The organism is Candidatus Zixiibacteriota bacterium (genome assembly GCA_040752815.1).
GTDB lineage: Bacteria > Zixibacteria > MSB-5A5 > GN15 > FEB-12 > JAGGTI01.
Window position 1 is genome coordinate 21,916 of the sequence record JBFMGC010000013.1, and the last position, 26,770, is coordinate 48,685.

The following is a 26,770-nucleotide window of genomic DNA, read 5'->3' on the forward strand; positions in this document are numbered from 1 at the left end:
AGCCACAGGAGTAGAAAAAGAGACGCCTGTCGTACCGACGGGCGTCTCTTTCGTTAGAGGTTCCGTGATCAGGTAACTCGTTACCCGAAGACGAGCTGCCTGTCTTTTTCAACCGTTACAAGCAATCCGGCAGCCCCAGCGTCTGGCCCGTGATAAACAGGTAATCGATCAGTACGGTAATGTCACCGATTGTAATGTCATCACAGGTCGGATTGGCTCCGCCGGATTGATTGATGTCCGCTTCTGGCAGACAAAGGATAACTCCGTCGCAAGTTCCGGTAATGAACTTGGCGTCGATCATCGTCGTTACATCGCCGATAGTCGGATCGTCGTCGCCACTACTGTTGGCATCGCCGACTCGGCCAACGCAGCAACTTGGAGCTGTCACACCGTAGATCTCAAAGGCCAAATCTACCGACATTGGGAACAACGGATGCTGTAGCGGATACCGCAACTCAATCCAGCCAGGAATCTGGTCAGGCTCCTGGCCCAGGGTCCAGACAGCATCATCGTTCCAATGTTCGCGTGACGTCTTCCACCCGAACATCGGCCCCTCAAGAGGCATCTGGACTTGAACGTCCAGCCAGTACACTTTCGGCGCACTGGGAGTGCCGGTCTGCCTCCAGCAGGGGTCTTCTATTTCAAATGTGTACATGAAGATCTGGTGGTCCCCAGGGAAGAGGTACAGCTCCTGACTTGGATCGTACCAGCCTTCATTGAGGGCTATCGGCAACGGTTCGTAACGGTACGTTCCCGGAGCAAACACCGTCAGACAGTTCAGCGTACCAGGTCTGCTGTAATCCTCACCTGCGGCCGGAATGTCCTCATGGAAACTCAGAATAAAGTAGACCTGGCTGTGATCGGGTACCATATCCTGGAACCAGGACCCGTATACCACAACCTTTGTGATTTGCCCGGTTTCGGTGCACTGGAAGTCATCGGCAAGCACCACACGTTGAGTTGCCATGACATCCATGCCCATCGGAGTCAAATCAGGCGGCTGTACCCATTTGAGATGTTCAAGAGTCTCGCAGATGTCAGCAATGCCGTTGCCATTGACATCTACACAGGTTGTTCCATCACCCTTATAGATACCCTGACTCGCCGCACAGTCAGCCTGGGTGACAACCGTACAACTCCCATCCGGGTAACAGCACGCACCGGTTGCTTCAACCGGGCACTGGAACGTGGCGCAGTTCTGTCCTGCGTACCAAGTACCATTGTAGGTTTGGCTACACACTGTCGATATTGTGTTGACACAGATTGCCGCATCACCATAACAGCAGGCACCCATAGTGACAACACCTTCGCAGGCATCGTCCACACCGTTCATATTGGCATCACCAGCGCAGACTGTGCCGTTACCGGCATAGGTCCCACCCGCCGCCGCACAGGCTGCCTGCATCATCAGCTGGCAACTGCCGTTGTCAAAGCAGCATGCTCCGGTTGGGACGACACCCTCGCAGGCGTCATCCACCCCGTTAGGTGGGTTGACGTCACCAAGGCAGGCAGTACCATTCCCAAGATACGTGCCACCTCCGCTCGTACAATCAGGCTGAGTGACCACCGCGCAGGAACCATTAGGATAGCAGCAAGCGCCAGTAGGCGGTTGTCCCGCGACTCCGTATATACCAAAGGCCAAGTCAGCCGATCTGCCTGCATAGTACCAGTGATTGGACGGGAAGATGAGTTCGTTCCAGTCGATCGTACTTCCGTCGTCCACACCCGCTGCCCATACAGCGTCATCGTTCCAGGGTGGCATGGACGTTTTCCAGCCAAACACTGCCGCCTGATCCTCAGGATATGCCTGAACATCCAGCCAGTATACCTTTGGAGCAGCCACCGTGCCAAACTGGAAGCACTGGAATTCCGACACATCAAAGGTGTACTGCCAGCAAACAGCATCACCATTCGGGTATGGGAACCAGGTGGACGGTGGATTGAACCATCCCTCCTGGAGATTAGTGGCGATCGGCACAACTACAAATGGCGGGCTGTCCATGCGACAAATGAGATTGCCAGGTCTACTGTAATCCTCACCTGTGGCCGGAATGTCTTCGTGGATGCTCAGGACAAACCTAACCCTTCGCGGATCACCGAACGGCAGGTAGTCATGCCACCAGGATCCGAATACTCGAATCTCTGTAATCGGCCCCGTTAACTGACACTGGAAATCGGCAGCCAACAGGAACCCCGAGGTAGCACCCGGTGGATATGTACAGTTGACATCATCGCCAAACTGGAAGTCCGGCGGCTGGTACCATTTCAGTTCACCTTGCGGGTTCTCGCACGCGTCATCAGCTCCATTGCCGTTATTATCACCTGCACAGACGGTTCCGTCGCCGAGATAAGCTCCGGTACAGAGACCCGCAGTCGTCACATAGCACGTTCCGTCTGGACGGCAGCAGGCACCTTGCGGCAAGACCTGCTCGCAGGCGTCATCCACGCCATTGCCGTTTGCGTCACCCAGACAGACGGTGCCATCTCCGAGGTAGATGCCCTGGACTGGACCACCAACACACGCGGCCTGAGTAACCACGGCACAACTTCCGTTGGGATAGCAGCAAGCTCCAGTTGGAGTAACACCCTCGCAGGCGTCATCGACACCATTTCCGTTAGCGTCGCCCAGACAAACGGTGCCATCTCCGAGGTAGATGCCCTGGACTGGACCACCAACACATGCGGCCTGAGTAACCACGGCACAACTTCCGTTGGGATAGCAACAAGCTCCAGTTGGAGCAACACCCTCGCAGGCGTCATCTACACCGTTGCCGTTAGCATCACCTAAACAGACGGTACCATCACCCAGGTAGGTACCACCAGCGGGACCACCAACACACGCAGCCTGAGTAACCACGGCACAACTTCCGTTGGGATAGCAGCAAGCTCCAGTCGGAGCGCTGCCGGTTACCACAAAGGCCAAATCGAGCGATGTTCGGTAGCACTCATGAGAAATCACGCCCATCCGCACTATGAAGTTCCTGCCCATTATGTCTACAGAGACCCACTCAGGGTTGAATGGCCAATTGAACGTCTCAGTCAGTTGCAGGCCCTCGGGAGGAATCGGGCCGTTAAATATCACCTGGCGCCCGATATAGAGAGCCTCGTCCACACCGGGGAGGGGTGGTCCGTCCGGGGGCGGCTCCTGCTGCGACCATGCAGCAGTCGACCAGTTGAGGGCAACTGTAACCTGATTTGGAAGCAACGGATCCACCGGCTGCAGAAAGCATTGGAAGAAGCCCACTTTGGGACGGGTAGTTGTAAACGGATTATCATAGAACCAGATGTTCCACCACCCGCTGGGATAAAAGTACCATCCCTGACCGTAGTAGTTGGTGCCGTTGCCACCACCCCAGGTGCCGTCAGGATTGATAGTCGCATCGAAGTAGTTGACCCGTGGCGGTTCGTAAATGTCCGTCCAGTTGAGGGTAGGCCCATCCACCGCCCATACGGCATCGTCATTGAAATGGTCGATGCTCGATTTCCAGCCCCACTCATATGTGATCGGACTCGGGGCAAGTACGGCTGAGATCGATAGCCAATAGATAGTCCCCTGCTGCTGAGGGAATGGAGGCAACCCGGCTTGGTCGAAAAAGATGTTGTACTGAAAGTATGACTTGTGGTCATTGGGGACTATTACGTCAGGTTCCTTCGAGGGGTCGTACCAGGCCTCTATCGTGGGGGGATCGACCTGCTGTACGAGAAAGTCGCTTACTTCCTGAAACCAAAGTCGGTTCCCTGGGTGACTAAATAGGGGTCCACTGCCGTCTGGATCCGGCACATCCGACCATATTCCGATCTGAAAGGACTGAATGGTGCCAACATCCCCGATTTGGTCACCGTCCAAATCCCGCCACGATCCCCAGAAGTGGATGTCGGTAACAGGACCGGTTTCCGAGCACTGCCAGTCATCCGCCAGGACAACTGGATAGACCGCATTGACGTCCCACCCCTGCTCGTCAGGTAGCTGCGGCCAGTGCATCTTGTGCCCGTCGGAAGGGACCCAGTGTGCCGTTACCGGCCCGGCAATCACAAGGCAAACCATCCCAACAACGAGCGCGAACGACATTTTGGCCATGGTTCTGCTCCTGTCTCGTAAATAGAGACAATTCTGGATATTTTTATGTCGGCGCCCAACGGGCGCTGTGTTGATTGGATTTCGGCAAGTCGTCGGTCTGTGGAAGAACTCGGCTTTGATGAAAAGACGGTAACCGGAATTCAACGACATAATAGGTCTCTTCAGTCTACGTGTCAAGCTGTTTTTTGTGCCTACCGGAAGCACACCGACTGTGTGCTTAGATACGGATTGAAGTCAGATTCGGCTTTTCGGAAGGGGCCATTCAACCCGATGAATATCATCTGATTAGCGACGACACTTCGTGTCGAACTTTTAACAGGATCAGGCTGGTTCACTACCCTATGCACACGGGAATCAGGCTCCTGACAAAAAAAAGCCGCCCCGCTTGAGAGCGGGGCGGCCTCTGAAGACCAAGAGTCGGCAAGCTCGGCAACTGCTTAGAAACAGTTGAAGAGTATGACCACGCCCGGTCCACCGATAAACAGATAGTCCACCAGGTAGGTAATGTCGCCTATCGTGATCTGATCACAATCCGGAATTGCACCACCCGATTGGTTGATATCGGCCTCGGTCAGACACAGCAAGACTCCTTCGCACGTGCCGGTGATGAACTTGGCATCGATCATCATCGTGATATCACCAATCGTGACCTGCTCAGCCGGGTCGAGATTGGCGTTGCCGACCACTCCGATACAGCAATCCCGGAACGGGTACGGCTCGACACAGGTGCAGTCCACAGGCGGCGGCCCACCCGTGGCCAGGTAACTTGCCATATCCGTAACGTCGAAGCCATTGATACGACAGTCACCGTTAAAGTCGCCGTTGGCGTGCACGACCGGCGGCGCGCCGACACCCTGAACGAAGGCAGCCAGCGCATTCAGATCCGCTACGTCTATATCACCGTCGCTGTCGAAGTCGCCCGGGTTCTGAAGCGCACAGGTATCAGCTTCGGTGACGCCGTAGATCTCGAAGGCCAGGTCGATCGACGCCGGGAACATCGGATGCTGCGGCGGATACCGTAACTCTCTCCAGTCTGACAGCAGAGCAGGCTCCTGGCCCATGGCCCAGACAGCATCGTCATTCCAATGTTCAACAGACGTCTTCCAGCCGAACATCGGTCCCTCGAACGGCATCTGTACCTGCACGTCGAGCCAGTATACCACCGGTGACGTCGGCGTGCCGGCCTGCTTCCAGCAGGGATCATCTATTAGGAATGTGTACCTGAAGATGTTGCGGTCGCCCGGGAAGATGTAAAACTCCTGGCTTGGGTCGTACCACCCTTCCTCAAGCCCTCCAATCGATACCGGCTCGACCGTGTAGGTACCTGGAGCAAAGAGATTCAGACAGATTAATCTACCTGGCTTACTGAACTCCGGGGGTACGGCGGGGATATCCTCATGAAAACTCAGGACGAAAGAAACCTCGCCGTGGTCGGGTATCATGTCTTCAAACCAGGAGCCGTAGACGACAACCCTGGTTATCCGACCCGTCTCCGAACACAGGAAGTCATCGGCCAGCACCAGCCGCTGAGTGGCCATGACATCCATGCCCATCGGAGTCAAATCAGGCGGCTGTACCCATTTGAGATGTTCAAGAGTCTCGCAGATATCAGCCGTCCCGTCGCCATCGGCGTCATCGCAGGTGGTGCCGTCGCCCATATAAGTACCCTGGCCCGCTGCACATGAGGCCTGGGTAACAACCGCGCACCCGCCACCTGTGTAGCAGCACGCACCTGTGGGCGTGACCGGGCACACGAACGTGGCGCAATTCTGTCCTGCGTACCAGGTGCCCTGATACTGCTGGGTACAGACAGTTGACGTTGTGTTCACACAGATCGGCATGATCGGGTCGCCATAACAACAGGCTCCCATTGTGACCACACCTTCGCAGGCATCATCGACCCCGTTCAGGTTGTTGTCTCCGGCGCATGACGTGCCGTTGCCGGCATAAATACCGCCGGCTTGGGAGCAGCTGGCGGCTATCATCACCTGGCACGAGCCATTGTCGAAACAGCACGCGCCGGTCGGAAGGTACTGCTCGCAGATATCGGCAACACCGTTGCCATTCAAGTCAGCGCAGGTAGTGCCGTCACCAGCATAAACTCCTCCGCTAAACAAGCAGGCAGCCTGGGCTATGACGGTGCAAGAGCCGTCGGCGAAGCAGCAAGCTCCGGTCGGCAGCACCTGCTCGCAGGCGTCATCAATACCGTTTTGCGGGGGGTTATCTCCAAGACAGACCGTGCCGTTGCCCAGGTAAACACCTCCGCCGCCCACGCAGGCCGGCTGCGTTACGACGGCACAAGCGCCGCTGGGATAACAGCAGGCGCCGGTTGCGCTCGGCGGGCCCGTGACCACAAAAGCCAAGTCAAGCGACGTGGTGACGCACTCGTGGCTGATCCTGCCGCCCATTACCATGACGTTTACACCCATGATGTCGACCGATATCCACTCGGGGTTGTAATCCACCGGTAACCGGAACGGCTCGTAGAGCTCCCAACCGCTCAGGCCGATCGCACCGGAGAAAATCACATGGCGCCCGATATATTGGTTCTCATCCACCCCCGGAAGTGGTGGCCCGTCGGGCGGAGGATCCTGGTTCGACCAAGCGTCGGTCGACCAGTTAAGAGCGATCGTTATGTTGGCCGGTAACTGCGGGTTGGCAGGCATCACGAAACACTGGATAAGACCCTGTTTGAAATGCTCATAGGTGAAAGGGTTGTCGTAAAACCAGATGTTCCACCAGCCAGTGGCCTCATAGAAGTACCAACCCTGGCCGTAGTAGTTGGTGCCTGTTCCACCACCCCAGGTTCCATCGGGGTTGATCACAGCGCTGAAGTCATTCACCCGGGGCGGTTCAACGATGTCGATCCACTGAAAGCTCCCGTCGAAGGCCCATACCGCATCGTCGTTGAAATGATCAATCGTCGATTTCCAGCCCCATTCAAAAGGAAGCTGGCTTTGATCAACGAACGCGGAAATGGACAACCAGTACACCGTGCCCGCTTCCTGTGGGAAATACGGCAAACCAAGCTCGTCGAAAAACACGTTGTACTGGAAATACGCGTCGTGGTCATTCGGAATCACGATATCGGGGTCCTTCGAGGGATCATACCAGGCTTCGAGGGTCGGGGGGTCGATCGGCACCACGTGCGGATTAGATACTTCCTGGAACCAAAGACGGGTGCCGGGGTGGCTGTACAGCGGCCCGTCGCCATCCGGGTCCGGCACGTCGGACCAAATGCCGATCTGAAAGAACTGGATCACTCCTACGTCTCCGACCCTGTCGCCGTCGAGATCCCGCCACGATCCCCAGAAATGGAGATCAGTGATTGGGCCGGTTTCTGCGCACCGCCAGTCGTCCGCCAGAACCACCGGGTAGACAGCGTTCACGTCCCACCCTTGTTCGTCGGGCAACTGAGGCCAGTGCATCTTGTGTCCGTCCGAGGGAACCCAGTGAGCCGCAACCGGCGCGGCGACCGCCAGGCAGACCATTCCCAGGACGAGCGCGAATGAAGTTTTGGGCATAATTCTGCTCCTGTCTCCAGAAAAGGAGACAACTTTAGATATTTTTAGGTCGGCGCCCGACGGGCGTCGTATTGATTTGATTTCCGCAAATCGTCGGTCCGTAGAGGAACTAAGCTAAGCCGAAAAAGAACGGATACTCGGAACTCTACTAGATAATAGACCTATAGACCCTCGCTGTCAAGTCATTTCTGGCGGCTGTTTGATCTTGCGGGGCGTTTGAGTGGTGACCGCCTGCCCCCACTGTGTGGTCGGGCGAGCCTGCCCGAACTGTGCTGCCGGGCAACCCTGCCCGAAAGGGGCCGGCAGAACACCGCTTGCGGCGGATTGCGAGTTGTCGTTCCAGACCCAGCAATTCAGTCTGTGGGCGCACGAGGACGTACGCCAACCACGTTGCACGAAAAAACGGCCTCTCCCCTCGTCAATTACAACTGGAATTAAAAGGCGGCACCCGGACTCGAACCGGGGAATAAAGGTTTTGCAGACCTCTGCCTTACCACTTGGCTATGCCGCCCAAAGACAAAAAGCGGGAAACGAGACTCGAACTCGCGACAGCCACCTTGGCAAGGTGGTGCTCTACCAACTGAGCTATTCCCGCCTTTAATAGCTTTTTTCGGCACCCGAATGCTCGGGCTCCATAAATATATGCCGGGGCTGGGGCTTGTCAATCGAATTTGGCGGGTTCGCAACAAGTGCTTGCCAGGGGCACAGGCGCGGTTCTAATCGAGGCTAACCGAAAGGCGCCAGGTCGTTAACGCGCCCGGGCTAAGAGCGACTGGATAGTGGAGTCGAACCGCGGCCAGTACCAGGGCACCAGCTTCTGAATCCATTCGCGGTGCACCCTCATTCCGGCCGTATCATGAAGATACGCCGCCCTCTTGTAAAGTTCCATGTGGGATTCGAAGATGGTCGAGTCGGTTGCTACCAGGTTCTCGAAAATCGCGTAGGCCCGGTCGACATCGCCGAGCATCTGCAGGCTGAACGCCATCTGGTGTACCAGATACGGGTTGTACGGCCGCGGCGACGCCTTGAGCGCGGCCTCGTAGTGGCGCATCGCCGTGCGGTGATCGCTCTTGCTATAGGCGTCAAGAGCCAGCTTGTACTCCTGCACATATTCCACTGGGTAATAGGGCACCAGCTCGCCGGTAATCGGCTTGCGTCGCTTAAAGATGCTCGAGATCACCCCCTGGCTCGTGCCGGGATTTCCGTAGAACCAGCCTACCGTGCGGTAGCACTCGACAAACTGGCGATAAAGCAACAGCGCTCGCTCGGCCGGAGCCGACGGCTTAATACCGGTGGAGAACATGATATAATCAGGGGACCGTTCGAGCAGGTATTTCGTGTTGTGCTTCTGTTCCTTCCAGGTCGTCTGCATGCCGGGGATTGGGTCCTCGGAATAGCGCGCAATCGTGGAATCGGTCAGGCCGACCATATCGATTATACTGTGCCCCAGCAACTTGTAGCCAAACATGCCGATCGTGGCGATCGCTACCGAGAAGTTGGTCGAGTCGGAGTCTTTCAGCGCTCTGGCCTTGAACTGCATCTTGTCGACAAACGCGATCTCATTTCTATTGTACTGCTCGACAAACGCCCGTGGCAGCTTGTAGGTTAGAACGAGCATCACCGGCAACACAAGCACGAGGACCAGATACTGAGTCTTAATATGGAGGTTCTTGATACCCTCTCGAACTGGAAGTACCATCAGGAGCGCCCACGGCCCGAACAGCGGCATGAAGAAGCGATGCACCTTGAGGACGTCGCCGCCGATAACAATCACGTACGCGAGGTACAGAACCACGTACGACCATAGCGCAGTCAGCCCGGGCGCAAGCCTGCGCCACATCCAAAGTGGCACGACCAGCGCAACCAACCCAGCGTAATAGAATCCGTAGTGCTTCACGAACTGGCCGGCGTACTCCAAGCCGTTTTTGAACTGATCCAAATCGAAACTGGTCTTGGCGTAAAACGGATTGGGGAGAATCGACCCGTAGTAGAAGAGCTTGAAACCAACAAAAGGTAATGACAACACAAAAGCGATGGCAGCACACACCAGACTGAAGCCTGGCAGGCGCTTGGTTTGCACCGCTTCGATCGCGAGAATAATGGCTGTAATAACGGCCCCCTCCGGCCTAAGCCATACCGCCATCACCAGAGCGAAAATCAACATCCAGTGTCGGCGGAGGTATAACAGGAACGAGAGGAGCGCGAAGAACCCGAACGCGGCCGTCTCCAGCCCGGCCGGTGACCAGTACGCCAGCGACTGGTTGACACCAACGAGCAACACGGCAACATTTGTGTACCGTTGATTATCGTCGCCGAGCAGGTCCCTGCCCATAAGAAACGTCAACGCGATTATCCCGACCCCGAACAGCGCCCCTGCGAATTTGGACCACCAGATATAGTCGCCTCCCAGCACCCCCACCAGCAGCAGAAACGTGGTCCACCCGAAATTGGTGAACCCCTCGATCCTCTCCCCTATATTGTAGACGAGCCCGTGGCCGTTGAGATAGTTGGCAACATAGCGATAGGAGATGTAGGCGTCGTCCTGAGTAAAGTTCAGCGAGTATACGAGCACCAAATAAGCCGGGACAGCCAGCACTAATGCCCAGTACAGTTTGAGAAGTCTTTCTGTCATTTATCGCTTCATTGGGGACCGGGCGCCAGTGATCGGTAGAGCGCCTCATACCGGTGAGCCGACGCAGACCATGAGTAATCTACTCTCATGCCGGTTTTTATCAGTTTCGACCAGGCCTGGCGCCGCTGGAACAAAGCACGCGCCCTGCCCAGCGCCTCCATTAGCGCCGGAACTGTGAAATCATCGAACTGGAAGCCGGTGCCGTTTCCGCTGACTGGGTCATAATCCACCACAGTATCCACCAGTCCGCCTACAGCGCGCACTACCGGCACGGTACCGTAGCGCAACGCATACATCTGGTTCAAGCCGCACGGCTCGTAGCGCGACGGCATTAGAAACATGTCGGCCGCTGCCTGTATCAGGTGGGCGAGCGTATCGTTGAACTCAAGGAAAACCTTTAGCTTGTCGGGGTACCTGCTCTCGAGCCGTTTCAGGGCGCTTTGGTATTCCGCGTCACCGGCTCCCAGAATTATCATCTGGTAGTCGGACGAAAAAATGTCGCCGGCCGCGGAGATTAGCAGATCGATCCCCTTTTGCGCGGTCAGTCGTGTGACCATGCCGATCAGCGGCGTGCGCTCGCGTACCGGCAGACCGGCCTGGTTCAGCAGCTCCACTTTGTTCATCCGCTTACCGGTCAGGTTGGACAGCCCGTATCGGTGCGGTACTAACGAGTCGGTTTTCGGCGACCAAATCGAGTAGTCGACTCCGTTTATGATTCCAAAGAGATCGGCGGCCCGGTCCGCCAGCACGCCTTCGAGACCGCAGCCGAACTCATCGCTGGACTGAATTTCCCGGGCATAGCGGGGCGAAACCGTCGTGATCTTGTCCGCCATGCGAATGCCGCACTTGAGGAAGTTGACCTTGCCATAGAACTCCAGCGCGCCGGTCACTGCGTAGAACATTTCGGCGGGAAGATCGAGAGCGGCGAACCTGTCTCCATCGAAAAGTCCCTGGTATCCGAGGTTATGGATAGTCAGGATAGTCGCGCACCCGCCGATAACCGAGTCCCGCCCAAACTTCGTTTTCAGGTACGCCGGCACCAGCGCCGCCTGCCAATCGTGAACGTGAATAATGTCGGGGCGCCATTCCAGCCCGCGCGCGACCTCGATCACCGCCCGCGCGAAAAAGGCGAAGCGAAGATCGTTGTCTTCATAGTCCTTGCCGGTCTTCGGATCGACGTACATCCCAGTTCGCCCGAAATAATCGTTGTACCCGACGAATAAAAACTCCACGCCGCGAGGACTTTTCCCGGCGCGCTCGACTGTAACATTGGCAGGGCCGTCGGTGTCGGCGACTTCAACCGCATCCAAGACCGGGGTCAGTCGATAAGTGAGGTTGCTGATCGACGAGTATCTCGGCATTACCACCTTAACCTCGTGCCCCAACGCGCCGAGCGCCGCCGGAAGGGCGCCCATAACATCGCCCAGGCCGCCCGTACGGGCGTATGGCCCTGCCTCGGATGCGGCCATCAGAATCCGTAGCTTATCCATCTTTAGTTGCCGACATGCTGAGCGCGGGATGCGCCGTACTGCGTGGTATCGATCTCACGAAGAAAGGCGGCCGATTCCTCCGGCGGCGTGGGATTGATGTAGAAACCGGTACCCCACTCGAACCCGGCGGTCCGGCTAAGACGCGGGATAATCTCGATATGCCAGTGGTAGATATCATGGTACTCGCGCGTCAGCGGCCTCGTGTGCAGGACGTAGTTGAACGGCGGGTTGTTCAGCGCAAGTTTCATGCGCAGAAGTGTGTCTTTCAGACACTTCGCCAATACGGTATACTCCGAGTCGGACATCTCGAGGAAACTCGACTGGTGCGCCTTGGGGATAATACAGGTCTCGAAGGGAAATCGCGACGCGAACGGGACAAACGTGATGAAGGCATCATGATCGCGAACGATCCGCTCCTGGTCCGACAATTCCTGACGCACGATGTCGCAGAAGATGCAGCGCTCCTTGTATTCGTGGTAGCGCTTCGCGCCGCTGACCTCTTCCTGAACCCGCTTGGGGACAATGGGAGTCGCGATCAACTGGCTGTGCGAGTGCTCGAGCGAGGCCCCGGCCGCCTCGCCGTAGTTCTTGAAAATGATAATATGTTTGAAGCGGATGTCTCGCTCAAGATCGGCCATCCGCTCGCGATATGACCAGAGCACGTCACGCACCCCGGAGTCAGTCATGTCGACCATGTCGAAACGATGCTCCGGCGTTTCGATTATGACCTCGTGAGCGCCGACACCGTTCATGCGATCGTAAATGCCGTGCGGAGCGCGGTCGAGCGTTCCCTCGATTTTAAGTGCCGGATAGCGATTGGAGATTACTCGAAGCCGCCAGCCCGGGCGATCCGGCTCGGTCCCCGGCTCACGATAGGCCAGTACCTCGTGGGGGGTGTGGCTTTCGTTGCCGGGACAGAACGGGCACATCGATGCCTCCCGGCTGCGAGGCACGGTGCTGTAGGCGGTCGGGCGATTGCGCCGCTCGGTCGATATGATGACCCAGCGTCCGGTAATCGGTTCTCTTCTTAACTCAGGCACGGGCTACTCCGCAAAACTTTAACATACCTTTGTTCACTCCCGCTGTCAACCTGCGCCGCCTTTGAATGGGCGCACCCTGCCAATCCTTCTTAAAAACTGAGAATACCGTGCTCGTTGATCTGCCCCTCCGAGAGCTTTTGCAAAAGACTGACCTCATCTTGCGTCAGCGTGACAGCCCTCCTCTCGGCAGTCCGGCGTATGGTCGTGATGGCCTGGTCGAACCGGTAGGTTTGGTAACCTGCCGAGTTTCCCCACTTGAACGACGGCACCTCGCGATCCGTGACCAGCGTGCCACCGAAGATATTGCAGCAAACACCGATCTTCACGCCCGTATTCAATAGCGTCCCGATACCGAACTTAGTGTGATCGCCTACAAACGAGCCGACTTTGATCGAGCCGGTGTCGATCATCGTGCCGCCTACGCTTACCGCTATCGCAGAGTAGTTGTTTTTCAGATCAGAATTGGTTGTCATTGCCCCGAAATTCACCCACGCGCCGACATAAGCATGGCCGATAAATCCGGCGTGATACTTGTTCACGTAGGCCTGGAACACCGATTCTTCGACTTCGCCGCCTACCCGACAGGTGTGGCCGATCGAGCTGCCACTCAGCTTGCCGGCGACCAGTATCGAGTTGGGTCCTACATAGCAGGGTCCATATATTGCCACCTGGGACTCGATTCTCGTGTTGTCGCCTATATACACTGGTCCGCGGGAGGCATCAATCAGCGAGCCCGGCAGCATTTCCACGTTGTTTCCCAGATGGATCTGCTCCGGCTTTATAGTGTAAGCGCCAGAGTAGACCTTCACGTGCTGGGGATTCCTCGATTTGTCCTGGAGAAATGCAAAATCGGCGGCTATCTCCTGATCGATATCGGATACCAGATCCCAGCACCAGTTATAGAGTGACGCATCGGTTTCGGCTACCGAGACATCAACCCGGTTCGCGGCATACACCGCTTGGTACTGCTCCGGAGTCGCCACTTTGGGAACATCGGCGGTGAATTCCTCAGGAAAGAACACGCCGATCAATTCGCTGTCGCGGCCGACTATCCGGGTCACCAAACGCGCGCCGGCCAGCGCCTCAAGAATGCTCCCATAGCTGCGAATTCGCCCGTTCAGGAATAAGACCGCCTGATGTTCCTGGCGCTGAATGATATTCACCGGGTAATCGCGATGCTCGGCTGTAACCATCGCAGCCAGATCGTGGCGGGCCGACAGAGAGATCTCAGGCCGCTCGAAGTACCTCTCGGCGCGACGAAACAGCGGCAGGATTCCGGCCCGCAGGCAGTACACCGGACGGAGATAAGTCAGAGGGAAGAACTGCCGGAACTGTTCGTCTTCAAAGAAGCAAATGCGCGGACCCATTTCTCTATCTCGTAGATACAGGTTTCACTCTGGCCACGGCCGATCCAGATTGGACGCTGAGGCATTGGAGTCTTCTAACTCTATATCGGCGCTATCACGATTGGTCCACAAGGGGCAGCCTCAGATCGAGCGATCTCCAAACAAACTGGCGCGACTTTGAAGCAATCTCAGAAGCGGCATTCCCAGGACAAAGCAGGCGGCCACCTGACCGAGTCCGATCATCTGCACGGCAAACCAGTAGCTGACATCGATTATGGGGGCCAGATACAAAGAAACACCGAGAGCGTTTACCAGCACCGGCGGAAGCGGCGCCAGCAGCCAGGCGTGGCGAGATTTCACACTGACGGCGATCAGCCGTGTCAGCACCGCCGCCACTAACGTAAGCAGAGAACCGAATACAACGTCCTGCCAACCCATGCCGCCAAAAAAATTGGCGATAAGACACCCTACAAACAATCCCGGTACGGCGGCACGAGACAGAAAGGGAAGTACGGTTAGCGCCTCGGCAACTCTGACCTGATAGACTCCGAATGATATCGGATAGAAGACGAGGCCGAGCAGCGCGTAGGCAGCGGCAATCAGCCCGGCCTGAGCTGTTTCGTTCAAACGTCGCGGAGACACAAAGCCATGCAATTGACAATATGGGGCGGTGTCAACCTTTTTTGCGTGTCACCAGGGCGGCAGTCGCCGTATGGCCGAACTATCAGAATCCGTCTCACGAGTTTGATCTGTTGCGTCAGGCCTTGAGCCCGACCCGGCTCCGCGTAGGGGACAGGGTCGGGCGGTGACCTAACGCCGTACGGGAGTGGTGGACGTCCTCGTCCATCACGATCCGAGAAGCGACAGCCACCCGTGGTTTCCAGCTTACGATCGTTTTCGCCGGCGTTTTCGGTAGCGGTCCGCTATGAGTCGGCCGATCTCACCGAGCTCCCGCCGTAGCTCGTCGGGCGCTATAACTACCGCATCGGCACCAAATCCAAGCAGCCAGCGACGGATCTCGTCGGTGCCGTTCACGATCACACGGTAGCGGATACGGTCGTTGTCGAGTCGTTCAATCGTTTCGCTGGGATGATGGCGAGAATCGGTTACCACGCGCGAGGCTCGCCCCTGAAACTCGACCACCACTTCCACGGGCTCACCGTGATGTAACTCCCAGCTCCCCGCGAAATAATCCGATGCGCTTATCTCTTTACGCCGCGTGAACTTTGTCTCTGTGGTTGTCAGGCTGCGCAGGCGATCGATCCGAAAAGTGCGAAAATCCCGGCGCAGATGACAATAACCAACAAAGTAAAAAGCGTGCCGCCTGAAGATGATAAAATACGGATCGACCAGCCGCCGGGTCAGGCCATGTTCAAGGCTGTCATATTCGAGATCAACACTTCTCTGCTCGCTGATAGCTCTTTCAAGTACCCCGTAGAATCGAGTCGTCGCCCGCCCGGTGATTGTGGTATCAATTTCTATATGTGCGGTCTCACGTGACATCTTTCGCATCTCGCGAGTGGCTTGGGGCAGGCAACAATCAATCTTAGCCTTGATCTGCCGAAGTGTATCCGCCTTTCGCCCCGCCTTGGCGAGAGGTGTCGATTCGAGCGCCAGCCGCAGACAGGTATATTCATCAAGAGTGAAATTGAGCGGCGGGAGGAAATTCCCCGACGCAAGTTTGTATCCGTTGTCATAGTAAATCGGGACGTTGGCCTCGGAGAGCGAAATCAGATCGCGATAGATCGAGCGCTCGGTCACCTGGCACTCATCGGCCAGCCGTCGCGCATTGAGGCTCTTGCGACTCCGAAGCAGGTTAAGAATATAGAGTAGTCTATCGTATTTCGACATCCCCATAGGGATCACCTTGGGAAGCCAAGATAAGCCGGTATCCGGTTCCCCGTCAACCGTTCTGCAGCACGTCGATTCCCCTCCCTTCCGAAAGGGTTTTACCGGTATTGACGGCGTCCCATACTCTTGTTTTCGGACCCCAGGCATGCCACCAGAATCGGACCGGTGATCCGCCACTAACTGGTCGTCCCGCAACAACTTCCCCGGCCAAATCCACGCGGCACTCCGTTTGCGCAATGCTGCTCGAACGAATGTGAAACGGAGACCAGGGGTAGTCATGAGCAAGAAGCGAAATCGACGCACACCGGGCGACTCAGACAGCACCGACGGATTCTGGCTGTTCAAGTTCGGCACCAAGCTGCTCCTCACGGTAGTCATTGTTCTTCTGGCCTTGTCGCTCATGCAGTGCACGATCAGGAAGCCGGAATCACCCACCTGGAACACGCAACTGGTGCTGCCGCTTATCAACCGCACCTACACGATGAGTGAAATAGTCGATAAGATTGACCAGGAGGGAGTGTCGATCGACGCCGACTCCAACGTCATCTTCTTTCTTACGCGCGAGATCGACACCGTGCGGCTCGACGCCGATGAGCTTTCCACCCCCGACCTGTCCTATACCGTATTCGAGCAAATCGGCCAGTTCGATATCCCGGCGCCAACTGTTGATCCGGTGACCCTCGATATCACCCAGGTCGGCGGTCTGGCCACTTATGTGCCAGGCGCGGTGCCGGCAACCGCCTTCAGCATTACCAATGATCTTAGCGGTATCGACACCTGGTCAAGCGTGGGAATAACCAACGGCCAGGCGTACGTGGTAGTCGCCAATAATCTGGGATTTGAGATCACGGCCAACTCGGTGGAACTTTGGGACGTCACCTACAACCGCTCCATCGGCACGCAAGCCTTTCCTACACCGATTGCCGATGGCGACATCGATTCGGTGCTGTACGATCTAAGTGGCAAAACAATCTCCAATCGAATTCAGGCCAGGATAACGGCGCTCACGCAAGGGGGACTGGTGCTCTCTACGTCGGGCAAAGAAATCACGACCGCGATGCGCTTTGTCAGCGACCTCACTGTTGGCGCCGCCACCGGCGAGATTCCCGCGCTGAATCGTTCGTTCTCGCAGGCGCTGACATTGGCGGAACAGGATATTGTGCACCGAGCCACTCTGTCGGGGGGCAGTCTAAGCATCGCCATCGGCAATCAAACCAACCTCGGAGCCACGTTGGATCTGAGCTTCCCGGATATCCGCAACGGCGGAATCCCGCTTACCCTTCAGCGGACCGTGGGGCCGATTTCGTCGAGTACTGTCAATATCAATCTGACCGGCTACGAAATAGTGCCGGTAGACCTGACTCCGCCACAGGAGATTCGGGTAGAGGTGACGGCCACAGTTCCGTCGTCTGCTCCCCAACATGTCACGGTGGCGCAATCCCAGCAGTTTATTGTCGACGCCACCCTGTCCTCAATGACATTTGATACGGTCACCGGCGTTTTCGGAGTGGTCGGCTCCACGCTCGACCCGACCCGGTACAGCGTGGACGTTCCTGACGGCTTCGACTCCGCCCAGGTGGTGTCGGCGGTTCTGACGCTGGCAATCGAGAACGGCGTCCAGCTCCCCGGCAGCCTCAATCTGACCCTGCTCGGCAACAACGGCAAGACCCTGACCGTTTCCGGCGCCATCGATCCGGCTGCGTCAGGGAGTTCCGTGATTACGCAGTTGATCGACACCACCGTAGCCGATTTCCTCTCGCCGTTTCCCTCTCAGATTACGATCTCGGGCGGAGCCACTTTCGGCGATGGGGTCAGTGTCGGCTCGGTCAGAATCGGTGATTACATCAGGGCAACGGTTGATATCCTGGCGCCGCTCGAGGTGATCCTCCCGCGCACTGTGGTCACACCTGATATCGAAAGTGAGTTCATTGATCCGGACGACTTCGACCCGGTCAATGATCACGTGCTCGAAGCCCGGCTGATTTATAACGCGATCAACCGGCTGCCATTGGGCGCCACTATCAATCTGTTTCTGTCCGGAGATTCGGCCACGGTGCTGACCAACCCGCAAGCATCGTTCGTTGACGAAATCTATGTAGTGGCGGCGCCAACCGTGGGCGGAATCGCGAGTGACACCGTATCCACCGGATACCTGCAAGTGGTGATTGATAGTGTCGATGTTGAAGTCCTCAAGAACGATACGCTTTACATAGGCACGCAGATAGTCCTCGATGACACCAACGGACTTCCGGTCAAGCTGACCGCATCCGACTACCTGACTTTGACCGGTCGGATTGAAGTCGAATACCGCTTCGACGGCGCCTTCTAAGGGGGACAAGGTGATGACGATTCAATTTAAAGGGAACTTATCGCAGCCGCAGCGTTTGCGCGCTGCGCCGTTTGTGGCTGCCATATGTTTGACGATCTGTGCCCTCCCTCGGACGGGTCAGGGAGCAGCCACAGTGCATTCCTCCGCGCGAAGCGCCGCCATCGGAGGTGCATTCACCGGTCTGGCCAAAGGTGTTAGCGCCTCGAAGTACAACCCGGCAAATCTCGGCCTTGACGGCTACAATCAGTACGGTCTCGAATTAGCTTCGTTCGGCGCCAGCGTTACCAACAACGCCTTCACGCTCTCGGATTATAACAAGTACACCGGCGCAGTGCTTTCAACCGCCGATAAGCAGGATATCCTGGACAAGATACCGACCGAAGGGCTGAGCATCGATGCCGACGTCAAGGCCTCCGCCCTCTCTGTGGCGCTCGGTAAGTTTGTACTCAGCTTCAATGGCGTCGGAGCAGCCGATGTCAATCTCAACCGGGATATTGTCAACCTCTTGCTGAATGGAAACACGTTTGCGGATACCGTTGACGTAACCGGCTCATACTCAAACGGCGTGAGCTACGCCACAGGCAGTCTCTCTTATGGTCTGCCGGTCTACTCATCAGGTACGAGACAACTCGCTGTCGGCCTGACCGCCAGCTACATCTATGGGCTGGGTATCGAGGAAGTCGTCAGCCTCAAGGGCCTGGCCACAACGCTACAGACCGGGTTCGACGGTCAGGGTGAGGCGATCATCCGCACGGCCTCAGGCGGCAGCGGATATGGTCTTGATCTCGGTATCGCTCTTAAACTCAGCAACAACTACACCGCGGGCGTGCGCCTGGAGAATGTCATCAGCAAGATCAACTGGAATAAAGACTCTCAAGAGCACGGCTATATATTCTCGTTCGACACTGCCACGATTGATGACTTTGATCAGGACTTCGTCACCTCGGAAGATTACACGCGGGACATTCCATCGTTTTCCACCACGCTCCCGGCCGTTATGAACGCCGGGTTTGCCCGGACCAGCGGCAAGCTGCTCTGGGCGGTAGATTGGACCCAGGGATTCCGTGCCGCGCCGGGTACATCAACCAAACCGCGCATGGCCATAGGCGCTGAATGGTCACTCGTTAGCTGGCTGCCGTTTCGCGGCGGCTTCAGCGCCGGCGGTGACCGCAACACGGTCTTCTCATTCGGCACCGGGCTAAACCTTATCGGATTTTATTTGGACGCCGCAATCATAACCGGCAGTTCCCTCTCCGTCTACTCGGCCAAGGGGGCCAACCTTGCCATGTCTATGGGAATTCTCTTTTGAGAAGGGAGTCTATCATGAATATCAACATCTGCGGAAAACTGAGACTGCTGAGCCGGCCATTCGTAGTTGCAGTGTCGCTGGCAATCGCGTTTGCCTCTCCGGTATTGTCGAACCCGCCGCATCCGGATCTGCTGAGCGCTCGAGAGGCCGCCATACAGGGCGGTCTTGCCGTCGCGCCGCTTCCGAGCCCATCGGAACTCCACGCTCGCGGTATCGACACGCCAGACGACTTCTTCGGCCGTCGCAAAGACGGCAAAACGCCGACTGCCGCAGCGCAAGCGTTGGGTCCGTTCCGCGTGCTGGCCATACTGGTCGATTTTTCCGACCACACCGCCCAAGTGAACGCCGGCTTTTTCGATACGCTTGTCTTTGGCACGGGAGCCGGCACGGTGCGCCATTATTTTGACGAAATTTCGTACGCACAGATCGACCTGATAACCGTCAATCTGCCCTCGTCTCTCGGCTGGAGGCGGGCGCCCCAGACATACGCGTACTACGTCAATAATGAGTATGGCATGGGCAGCTATCCGAACAATACGCAGAAGCTGGTTGAGGACCTCGTGACGATTGTCGACCCCCTGGTGAATTTCAACCCGTATGACAATGATAACGACGGTGATGTCGACGTGCTCCTCGTGGTTCATTCCGGGACCGGCGCCGAGTTGAGCGGCAGCACCACCGACATCTGGTCGCACAAATGGGGCATTAACCCGAGGTTGACTGGCGACGGGGTATATGTCAACAACTTCACGGTGCAACCCGAGTTTTGGAATGCACCTCGCGACATGACTATCGGCGTCTTCGCGCACGAATTGCTTCACGGATTCGGACTGCCCGACCTCTACGATACCGATGGCGGCGGGCAGTTCGTTTCCAATGGCGTCGGCCGCTGGTGTATCATGTCGTATGGAAGCTGGAACGGATCGATGGGCAATTCGCCGGCGCATCCTTGCGCCTGGAGCCGGATCGAGCTCGGCATTACCACAGCGGTCAATGTCTCGGCCAACATAAATAACCAGGCCATCTTGGCGGTGGAAAGCGGCGGGCCGGTTTTCCGCCTTTGGACATCGGGGGCACCCTCTCTCGAGTACTTTCTGGTGGAGAACCGCCAGCGTACCGGCTATGACGCTGCCCTGCCGGCCGCAGGCCTTCTGATATGGCACATCGACGATGCCAAGACCAACAACGAAGACGAGTGGTACCCCGGCGTGCCCGGTTCGTCACATTTCCTCGTGGCGCTCGAGCAGGCGGACGGATTATGGGAACTCGAGCATGCGAATGATCAGGGCGATGCCGCCGACCCGTGGCCCGGTTCGCTGAATCGCACGAGCTTCAACGGCACCAGCACACCGTCGTCCGACGGCTATCTCACCGGCGGCAGTTTTGTCGGTGTCACTGGCATATCGCCCTCCGGCGCCACTATGACCGCGAACCTTATCGTAGGTCTGGCCGCTGACGTGGGCGACGATAATCTCACGCTGCCCGGTGACTTCCGACTCGCCCAAAACTATCCGAATCCGTTCAACCCAAGTACCGTTATCGAATTCGAGTTGCCGAGGACGGGCGATGCCAGACTCGATGTGTACAACTTGCTCGGCCAGCACGTGCGGACCCTGGTCGATGGACCGACAACCGCCGGCACCTCCACGGCTTCATGGGATGGCACCGATAACAGTGGTGAGCGCGTAGCCTCTGGAATATACTTCTACCGGCTGGTCACCGACGGTGAAAGTCTGACACGAAAGATGATGCTTCTGAAATAGCACTCACCCCCTGCAATCCGGGCTGCTCACACGAGCGGCAGCAAAACCCCAAGCAAGGATGGCCGGGGGGTTTTTTGTGTTTTGATGTCCAGCACGCGGATGTCGAATCCGGCCCCGAAGCTGATCAGGAGCTGTCAAGCGATCCTGCCCGTGTCGTGCTGTCGGGCGACCCTGCCCGACGGATTGAAGCGAGTAACAACAATGCCCCGGTACGGTAAGGCCGGGGTTTCTGCGCCTGGATATTCTGCCGGGCCACTCTGCCCGACAGGCCTGTGGTAGTCGCACTCAGAAACTGACTTCTTCGCTGGTCGCAGGAGTTGCGGTCGGCTTGGAAGAGCGCTGAGACTTCTTAAAGTGTGTGTAGCAGGCCTTACACCGTTTCGGATCCTCGGTGTAGCCACGCTCGGCAAAGTACTGCTGGGCCGCCGCGGTAAACACGAACTCTTCGCCGCACTCACAGCAAATGAGCACCCGCGGCTCAAAACCTTCTACCATATTGGCCCCCCTCGGGTAGCGTCCGCCGCCTTCCTTGGAGGCGGATCGTCCATGGTATTTGGCCGGCGCTATATGTCAGAGTATCAAAAAGTTGTCAATATAAAAACCGACAAACATGTCGCCACCCGCTCACATCAAGTCAACGATCAGAAATAATGCCCGGTCCCCAGGGATACATCCCACGTGTCATCCTCGGTCCGCACCAGATCGGCGCGGATGATCTCGCCGCGAAGCAGGTTCTCGAGCGACAATCTCAGTCCTGCCCCAACACTCCAGTGATAACCGTTGATGGTCAGGGGATCGCGCCCCTGCCATGTGCGGCCAATATCGGCCAACAAGGCCGCGCCGATTTTGACAGAAAGAAGTTCTAAGCCCGTGAAGAAACGGCTCTCCATATTGATCACATGAAGTCGATCGCCTGCCGCATATTCCGTCGGATACCCGCGCAAACCGGACTTACCACCCAGCACCAGATGTTGAAATGCGCCACCACGATCCGACTCATAGTGACTTCGCGCAACAAAAGTCACGAACGGCAGCGCATTGTTGTACCAAATCATGTCCAGCAAAGTGCCGCGCCTCAGTTCCTTTCCGGACTTGATCCAATAGAAGCGAGAATAGCCTGCCATGATGATGTTTGTCCCCAGCTTGCCGGTCCAGAGTGTCGTGCCGATTATCTGATCATAGTAGTGGTCGGCAAAACCGGGCAGGAATGCTCGCCCAGAAGAAAACTCCAGACCGCTCCCCAGTTCGATGTCCTCGATGTAGCCGAAGCCGCGCAATCGTCGCTCCACAATGAAACGCTGGGTACGAACGGTGGCGCCAAGACTAACCAGATGGTATGTCGAATCCACCGGAAAGTCGTGCCCGGGCAGCGTGGTCTGATAACTAACCGTATCCTCCACACGCAACGACTGATAGCGGTACTCGGCAATCAAACCGATCTTGCGGTGCACCGGACCACCTCGTAAACCGCCGGAAAGCCCGACCCGATCCTCGCGGGTCGTCCATTCGGCGACCCAATTGCCGCTTGCATCCAGTCGTCGCTGGAGCACGACCGCATCCTCAAGCTGGATCCCCAGCTCCATTCTCTGGGCGAGCGAGTAGTACGGCCGGGCCAAAAACACCTGTTTGAGCGTGTTGTGAGGGTCGGAGCGGTACGCGAGGCCAATCGCCCACGGCCGCCCCATAATGCGTGGCTCCCGGTATGCGGTCTCAATGTAATCGGGATGCTTTTCACGCTTGTAAATGTCGAAGGAAACGAACTGCGCCCGACCCAGTAGATTTCGCTCTTCAAAACCAATGCGCAGATCGGTTTCGTTGCCATCACGGCTGATCGATCGGAGTCCCCCGATCAGACTCCATTGGTCAATCGTCACCACCCTTAGCAACAATCTTCCGGGAGCGATTTCAATGACCTCAATCCAGGCATCATTGAAGGGGTATCTCGTGCGGAGATTGCGCGCGGTTTCCGCAGCTAATTCCTGATCGTACCGGTCGCCCAGACGGAAGAGTATCTCTCGCATGACAATCTGCTTTCGGGTGACGATATGCAGTCGGTTCGCCGCCTTGAACAGCAGGCCTCTGTAGCGGTAGTCATTCAGGTCGTAGATGTTGCGGTTGTCTATTTCGATTGAATCAATGATCGCTCCGGAAAAGGGGAGGTTCTCGGCGGTGTCGTCATCACCGCGTACGTTTATCGAGTTCGCCAGTAAGGGCGAAGAAGCTCCCCATGGCTGGGAGTAGAGAGAGGCCGCCGCCGCGACTACGATAGCTAACCTAAATCGCTGGGTTGAACGCCGAGGAAAGTTCAGTGGCAGGTCCTAAGGCTATGTCGTTCATTTGGATAATACACTCCGCCGATTGCCGAAGCGGCCCTTCAGCGGTTTTGTTATCCGCCGATAATATACCGATGGAACTCCATTGTCGGCAATTATAAAACCCTGTTATGGCACGCAAGAAGTTAGGCGATGTCCTCATAGAAAAGGGGTATATCACCCCTGAGCAGCTGGCCCAGGCGCTACGCCAGCAACCAGTCGCAGGTCAGCGGCTGGGCGATCAGTTGGTCGACAGCGGCCTGATCACCGAGGCCCAGCTTCTCGATGCCATCTCCGATCGACTGGGCATTCCGAGGCTGTCACTCGACGGCATGGTTATCGATCCGACTGTCATCCAGCGCGTGCCGGTCGATCTAGCGCGACGCTATAACCTCATCCCGGTATTCGGCATCGGCAGCACTCTGACCCTGGCGATGTCCGACCCGCTTAATATCATCGCTATCGAAGAGATTAAATACCGGACCGGCTGCGACATCAAGCGCGCTGTCGCGACCATCTCGGAGATTAAGCGGGCTATCGACGATCACTACAGCGTCGCCGACTCCATGGGTGGGCTGATCAGCGCCGAAATGGATCTTGCGGCTGTCAAAGAGGCCGAGCTGGCTACCGATGCGGAGACCGAAACCCCGGTCATCAAACTCGTAAACCTGATAATCTCCAAAGCCGTCAAAGATCGGGCCAGTGATATCCATATCGAACCCGATGAGACAACCCTGCGCGTGCGCTACCGCCTTAGCGGCGCCATGCACGAGGAAGTCTCGCCACCCAAGGCCATGCAGAAAGAGCTTATCTCGCGAATTAAGATCGCCGCCAACATGGATGTCTCGGAGAAGCGGCTGCCGCAGGACGGACGGTTCATGGCCGATGTCGAGGGTATCCCGGTTGACCTGCGTGTTTCCACCCTCCCCACCATCCACGGCGAGAAAGTAGTGATCCGCATCCTCGACCAGCGCAACTTGAGGCGATCCTTCAGCGAACTCGGATTTCGCGAGAAGCTCAAGGAAGCCTGGCTGCACGTCATCCGCAAACCGGAGGGATTGATCCTGCTGTCCGGGCCGACTTCGAGCGGCAAGACCTCTACGCTGTACGCCACGCTTCAGGAAGTAAACTCGGTCGACAAGAACATCATCACGGTCGAGGACCCGGTGGAGTATTCGATCCCGCTGGTCAACCAGGTCCAGATCAACGAAAAGGCGGGCCTGACGTTTCCGTCTTCGCTGCGCGCCATCCTGCGCCAGAACCCTGATATCATAATGATCGGGGAGATCCGTGATGGCGAAACGGCCCAGATGGCGGTCCGCTCATCGTTAACCGGCCATTTGGTATTTTCGACGATTCACACCAACGACGCGCCCTCGGCTATCACTCGCCTGATCGATATGGGCATCGAGAACTACATGGTCATGTCCGCCCTCAAGGGCGTGCTGGCCCAACGGCTGGTGCGGGTGAATTGCCCCAATTGCCTGGAAGATTATCGTCCCCCCGACGCACTACTTGCTCGCGCCGGTTTGTGTGATATTGCCGACCTGATCGAATTCAAGCACGGAATCGGCTGCACCCACTGCAAGATGACCGGCTTCGCGGGCATGACGGGAATTTATGAGTATCTGGAGATCACGCCGGCCATTTCCGAACTCATATACGAGAACGCGTCGCTGAGCCGTGTCCGGGAATCCGGCCGTCGCACCGGCTACCTGCCTCTTTTCGAAGCCGGGCTGGAGAAAGTGTCTGCCGGCACTATCACCCTCGAAGAGCTCCTCAAGGAGACGACCAATATAGAGGACTACTCCTTCAAACCGGACCAGGTGACTCCGGAGAGAGTCAGTGCCAACGCAGTATAAATACCGCGCCGTGGACAACGGCGGACGACGGCTGACCGGTGCTCTGACTGCCGCCAGCGCCGCATCTGTCGAGGATTTCCTCCGCGAGCAGAAGCTGCTGCCGGTGGAAATAAAGGTTGTGGAGGATTCCCGGCCGGTCTCGATGTTCGGTTTTCTAAAGGGGGCCGACTACGAAAAGCTGATCATGTTCACCGGGGCGCTGGCCACCATGCATCGGGCCGGCATCCCCCTGCTTCGATCACTGGCGACTATCAAAATCGGCCGCCCGGACAGCCGTTTCAATTATGCCATTGATCAATTGCGAACGGATCTTCAGGCGGGAAAGCCGCTCTCCGAAGCGATGGCCCGCTTCCCTGACATCTTCAACCAGGTTTATATCAGTTGTGTAGCCGCCGGTGAGGAATCGGGGCAACTCGACGCCACTCTTGATGAGCTGGGCATGATGCTCGAGCGCGAGGCGGAATTAACGCGCCAACTTAAAGCAGGTATTAGGTATCCACTGATAGTGATTGCCGCCATAGTGGGGGCATTGATCGTCATGATGAACTTTGTGGTTCCGCGCTTTACGGCCTTTTATGCCGCTTTTGGAGCCGATCTCCCGCTGCCCACAAGGATAATCATCGGAATCAGCGACTTCGCCACCACCTACTGGCCGGTGATGCTCATACTGACGATTGGCGCTTTCTTCGGCGCCCGGGCCTTCCTACGTGGCAAAGCGGGACGGCTCTGGTTCGATAGGCGCCTTCTCAAACTGCCGGTGCTGGGCGATCTGATCATCAAGGGAAACGTGGCCCGATTCAGCCTGCTGTTTCGAATCCTGGTGAAATCCGGCCTCACTATCGTCAAGTCTATCGACATTCTGGCAGGCACGATCAAGAACACCGCCATAGCCGAAGAAATCGAGTATCTGGGAGATTCTTTCCGGCGGGGCCGAGAAATCGACCTCGCGTCCGGCCGTTTTAAGCACTTCCCCGAACAGGCGCTGCACATGCTCTCGGTCGGGCTGGAATCAGGTAACCTGGAAGCCATGCTTAAAGAGATTGGCGAGCACTACTCCAAGCAGGTTGTCTATTCGTCTCGCCAGTTGACTGCCGTAATCGAGCCGATTCTAACAGTGGTAATGGGCGCTTTTGTCCTGATTCTGGCCCTGGCGGTTTTTCTGCCCATGTGGAACCTACTGCGCATCTTCCAGGGCGGGGGCTAAAGCGCGGACAACTGACTACCGACAAATAGA

General features: G+C 57.0%; 15 protein-coding genes and 2 tRNA genes. 5 read left to right on the plus strand and 12 right to left on the minus strand.

The features are described 5' to 3' along the window. Positions 1-115: 115 nt before the first annotated feature. From AB1772_05200 to AB1772_05245, 10 genes are all read right to left on the minus strand, one after another. The gene (locus AB1772_05200; protein MEW5795739.1) at positions 116-4,078 is read right to left on the minus strand and encodes a hypothetical protein; all 3,963 of its coding nucleotides are present in this window, start codon (positions 4,076-4,078) and stop codon (positions 116-118) included. Between the two features lie 437 nt (positions 4,079-4,515). Further along, positions 4,516-7,602: a dockerin type I repeat-containing protein gene (locus AB1772_05205; protein ID MEW5795740.1), complete on the minus strand. Its 3,087-nt coding sequence runs from the start codon at positions 7,600-7,602 to the stop codon at positions 4,516-4,518. 439 nt (positions 7,603-8,041) lie between these two features. After that, positions 8,042-8,113 (minus strand) — tRNA-Cys (locus tag AB1772_05210). 11 nt (positions 8,114-8,124) lie between these two features. Further along, positions 8,125-8,197 (minus strand) — tRNA-Gly (locus AB1772_05215). Between the two features lie 153 nt (positions 8,198-8,350). Continuing rightward, positions 8,351-10,234 (minus strand): hypothetical protein, encoded by a 1,884-nt coding sequence (locus AB1772_05220; GenBank protein ID MEW5795741.1) that lies wholly within the window; start codon positions 10,232-10,234, stop codon positions 8,351-8,353. Positions 10,235-10,242: 8 nt separating this feature from the next. Next, positions 10,243-11,724: a glycogen synthase GlgA gene (glgA, locus tag AB1772_05225; GenBank protein ID MEW5795742.1), complete on the minus strand. Its 1,482-nt coding sequence runs from the start codon at positions 11,722-11,724 to the stop codon at positions 10,243-10,245. A 2-nt stretch (positions 11,725-11,726) separates the two neighbouring features. Next, the gene (galT, locus tag AB1772_05230; GenBank protein ID MEW5795743.1) at positions 11,727-12,764 is read right to left on the minus strand and encodes a galactose-1-phosphate uridylyltransferase; all 1,038 of its coding nucleotides are present in this window, start codon (positions 12,762-12,764) and stop codon (positions 11,727-11,729) included. A gap of 89 nt (positions 12,765-12,853) precedes the next feature. After that, positions 12,854-14,131, minus strand: coding sequence for a putative sugar nucleotidyl transferase (locus AB1772_05235; protein ID MEW5795744.1), 1,278 nt, complete (start codon positions 14,129-14,131; stop codon positions 12,854-12,856). Between the two features lie 120 nt (positions 14,132-14,251). After that, entirely contained in the window at positions 14,252-14,737 is a 486-nt protein-coding gene (locus tag AB1772_05240; protein MEW5795745.1) for a QueT transporter family protein, read from the minus strand. A gap of 258 nt (positions 14,738-14,995) precedes the next feature. Continuing rightward, positions 14,996-15,967, minus strand: a complete 972-nt coding sequence (locus tag AB1772_05245) for a YafY family protein (protein MEW5795746.1) — start codon at positions 15,965-15,967, stop codon at positions 14,996-14,998. A 271-nt stretch (positions 15,968-16,238) separates the two neighbouring features. Between AB1772_05245 and AB1772_05250 the strand changes: the two genes are divergently transcribed. The 3 genes from AB1772_05250 (at position 16,239) to AB1772_05260 (ending at position 21,362) form a co-directional block, all read left to right on the plus strand. After that, positions 16,239-18,290 (plus strand): hypothetical protein, encoded by a 2,052-nt coding sequence (locus AB1772_05250; protein ID MEW5795747.1) that lies wholly within the window; start codon positions 16,239-16,241, stop codon positions 18,288-18,290. Positions 18,291-18,423: 133 nt separating this feature from the next. Next, complete coding sequence (locus AB1772_05255) at positions 18,424-19,599, plus strand: hypothetical protein (protein MEW5795748.1); 1,176 nt, start codon at positions 18,424-18,426, stop codon at positions 19,597-19,599. 14 nt (positions 19,600-19,613) lie between these two features. Continuing rightward, a complete protein-coding gene (locus AB1772_05260; protein MEW5795749.1) occupies positions 19,614-21,362 on the plus strand; it encodes a M6 family metalloprotease domain-containing protein in 1,749 nt (582 codons plus the stop codon). 285 nt (positions 21,363-21,647) lie between these two features. Here AB1772_05260 and AB1772_05265 read toward each other — a convergent pair whose 3' ends face one another. Then, positions 21,648-21,857 (minus strand): zinc-ribbon domain containing protein, encoded by a 210-nt coding sequence (locus tag AB1772_05265; GenBank protein MEW5795750.1) that lies wholly within the window; start codon positions 21,855-21,857, stop codon positions 21,648-21,650. 146 nt (positions 21,858-22,003) lie between these two features. Further along, positions 22,004-23,383 carry a hypothetical protein gene (locus tag AB1772_05270; GenBank protein MEW5795751.1) on the minus strand — a complete coding sequence of 460 codons (1,380 nt, stop codon included), beginning with the start codon at positions 23,381-23,383 and terminating at the stop codon, positions 22,004-22,006. Positions 23,384-23,805: 422 nt separating this feature from the next. Between AB1772_05270 and AB1772_05275 the strand changes: the two genes are divergently transcribed. Then, positions 23,806-25,536, plus strand: coding sequence for an ATPase, T2SS/T4P/T4SS family (locus AB1772_05275; protein ID MEW5795752.1), 1,731 nt, complete (start codon positions 23,806-23,808; stop codon positions 25,534-25,536). Beyond that, positions 25,520-26,740 (plus strand): type II secretion system F family protein, encoded by a 1,221-nt coding sequence (locus tag AB1772_05280; protein MEW5795753.1) that lies wholly within the window; start codon positions 25,520-25,522, stop codon positions 26,738-26,740. Before AB1772_05275 ends, AB1772_05280 begins: the two co-directional genes overlap by 17 nt. Positions 26,741-26,770 lie beyond the last annotated feature (30 nt).